This is a genomic window from Actinomadura sp. 7K534, assembly GCF_004348575.1.
Lineage (GTDB): Bacteria > Actinomycetota > Actinomycetes > Streptosporangiales > Streptosporangiaceae > Spirillospora > Spirillospora livida.
Genome location: NZ_SMKB01000421.1, coordinates 1 through 2,925, shown reverse-complemented (window position 1 = coordinate 2,925; position 2,925 = coordinate 1). Strand labels below are relative to the sequence as shown.

The following is a 2,925-nucleotide window of genomic DNA, read 5'->3' as shown; positions in this document are numbered from 1 at the left end:
TTCCGGGGGATTCGGCGTGGGGGCATGGGATGATCCTGGTGGCGGTTCCTTCCCTCCGGAGGCGCGGTGACCAGCAGGAGCATGCTCGAGATCCGGGTGCGGTGGGTTCTGCTCGTGGTGGTGGGCACCGCCAACCTCGTCGGTGCGCTGGTCGTGCTCGGGTTCGCGACGTTCGTGGTTCCGGATCCTCCGTTGGAGGATCGTGAGTATGTCCACCAGGTCAACGCGGTGGCGTTCTTCAGTTATCCCGTGGTCGCGGTGCCCGTCGTGCTGCTGGCCGGGTTGTGGTTGTGGCGGCCCGTCGTCCGGCTCGTGCGGGACGGGGGTGAGGCCGACCGGCGGCAGCGGCGCGCGGTGCTGCTCGGGCCGTTGCGGTTAACGCTGCTGGTCGGCGGGATGTGGGTCGTCGGGGCGCTGGGGTGGGCCCTGCTGGATCTTGTGCTGTTCACCCCGCGGCTGGCCGTCAAGACGGGGTTGACCTGTCTGCTGGGGGCGGCCACGACGTGCACGATCGTGTATCTGCTGTCGGAGCGGCTGCTGCGTCCGGCGGCGGCGCTGGTGCTGGCGGCGGAGCGTCCGCGCCGGGTGCGGTTGCCCGGGGTGACGACGCGGGTGATGCTCGCGTGGGCGCTGGGGACGGCGATTCCGGTGTTCGGGCTCATCTGTGTCGCCGTTGCCGCGCTGGCCGCGCCCGACATCAATGTCGTCCAGCTCGCCATCACGATCCTGGGGCTCGGGGGCGTCGCGCTGCTGGCCGGGGTTTATGTCATCTATATGGCGACACAGGCGATCGCCGATCCGATCAAGGCGGTCCGGAAGGGGATGGCACGGGTCGAGCGGGGCGATCTCGGCGCCGAGGTGTCCGTGTACGACGCCAGCGAGGTCGGGCAGTTGCAGGCCGGGTTCAACCACATGGTCGCGGGGCTGCGGGAGCATGAGCGGCTGCGCGACCTGTTCGGGCGCCATGTGGGCGAGGAGGTCGCCGACCTGGCGCTGGAGCGTGGCGACATCACGCTCGGCGGGGAGACGCGCGAGGTGGCGGTCCTGTTCGTCGACCTGACGGGGTCGACGCGGCTGGCCGACACGCGGAGCCCGGACGAGGTCGTCGGGCTGCTGAACAAGTTCTTCGGGGTCGTGGTCGGCGTCGTCGCGCGGCACGGCGGGTGGATCAACAAGTTCGAGGGGGACGCGGCGCTCGCGATCTTCGGGGCGCCCACGCAGATCGAGGACTCGGCCGGCGCGGCGCTGGGGGCCGCGCGGGAGCTGGCGGTGCGGCTCCGGGCGGAGGTGCCGATGCTGGACGCGGGGATCGGGGTGTCCGCGGGGCCGGTCGTCGCCGGGTACATCGGGGCCGAGCAGCGGTTCGAGTACACCGTGATCGGCGATCCGGTGAACGAGGCGGCGCGGCTCAGCGACATGGCGAAGACCTACGCCTCGCGGGTGCTGGCGTCGGCGGCCGTGCTGGAGCTCGCGCACCTGTCGGAGTCGGACGAATGGGACCTCGGCAGGTCGGTGCTGCTGCGCGGGCGGAGCCGTCCGACGCGGCTGGGCACGCCCCGGCCGTCCCCGCCGCCGCCCGTGGTGGAGGACGCGGAGGAGCCCGGTGAGGCGCCGGCCGTCCCGCGTGCCCGCGTCCCGCATCCGCTGCGGTGGAGCCGGAAGTTGCTCGTCGCGGCGCTGATCCTGTCCAAGGCGGCGCGCAGGAAGGGTTCGGGCGAATAGAGGCCCACCTCTGATCAAAGGAGCGTGTCCGGCATGGGGGCGCGGCGGGCCGGATGCGTATCGTCGCCGCCAGTACACGGTCTGCTACCGGCTCGTTACTCCGGTGTCACCGGACGCCTTCAGGGTTGGGGGCGGACACGCCCCGGCTCCCGAGAGGTGACCATGCACCGCCGTACCCGTCGCACGCTCCTCGCCGTCACGGTCTCCACGGCCGTCATCGCGCCTGCCGCTCCGGCCCTTGCGACACCGGAGGCGCCCGAGCCGCGGCCACTGGTGAACTTCTGGCCGAGCAAGAAGATCGCGAACGTCGCGCATCGCGGGGCGTCGGCGTACGCGCCGGAGAACACGCTCGCGGCCGTCAGACTGGCCCGGAGGCAGGGGGCGGACGTCTTCGAGATCGACGTGCAGCAGACCAAGGACCGCAAGCTGGTCCTCATGCATGACACCACGCTCGCCCGGACGACGAACGTCGAGAAGGTGTTTCCGAAGCGTGCGCCTTGGAGGGTCTCCGACTTCACCTTGGCCGAGATCCGGAGGCTGGACGCGGGCTCCTGGTTCGGGGCCAGGTACAAGCGAGAGCGGGTCCCGACACTGGCTTCGGTACTCCGGGCCATGAACGGTGGCCGGATCGGCATGCTCCTGGAGATCAAGAGCCCCGCGCTCCACCCGGGCATCGAGAAACGCATCGTCGCGGCCTTGAGGCGCTCGCCGTCCTGGCTGCGGTTCGATCCGACCGAGCGGCGCCTGGCCGTGCAGTCGTTCGACTGGGGGTCGGTGCGCCGCTTCCATGCCGAAATGCCCAGGGTTCCGGTGGGCCTGCTCGGCACCCCGAAGACGGCGGACCTGCCGAGGCTGGCCCTGTTCGCCGACCAGATCAACCCCACGTACGGCAGCCTGACCGCCTCCTACGTCAGGAGAATCCACGCGGCCCGTATGGACGTCCTCACCTGGACGCTGAACGACCCCCGCCAGATGCGGAGGGCCGCTCAACTCGGCGTGGACGGCATCATCACCAACCGGCCGGACGTCCTCCACCGCGTCCTCCGAAGGGCCAGCGCCCGCTCAGCGGCCTGAGACCGGCAGTGGTCCCCTCGTCGGCCCGAGTCCGGCAGAGGCGCGCTCGGTGGCTTTGAGGTGGGTGCTCGGTGGGTTTGAGGACCCGGATGGGGTGCCGCTCGGTCAGGTGGGGGGTGGGAGGTGTTC

2 protein-coding genes are annotated in these 2,925 nt (G+C 71.0%); both read left to right on the top strand.

Features of this window, described 5'->3' with window-relative positions; all coding sequences use genetic code 11:
• Window positions 1-66: 66 nt before the first annotated feature.
• Window positions 67-1,722 carry an adenylate/guanylate cyclase domain-containing protein gene (locus tag E1266_RS36635; RefSeq protein WP_132055100.1) on the top strand — a complete coding sequence of 552 codons (1,656 nt, stop codon included), beginning with the start codon at window positions 67-69 and terminating at the stop codon, window positions 1,720-1,722.
• A gap of 162 nt (window positions 1,723-1,884) precedes the next feature.
• On the top strand, window positions 1,885-2,796 hold the full coding sequence (locus tag E1266_RS36630) for a glycerophosphodiester phosphodiesterase family protein (RefSeq protein WP_132055098.1): 912 nt from the start codon (window positions 1,885-1,887) through the stop codon (window positions 2,794-2,796).
• Window positions 2,797-2,925 lie beyond the last annotated feature (129 nt).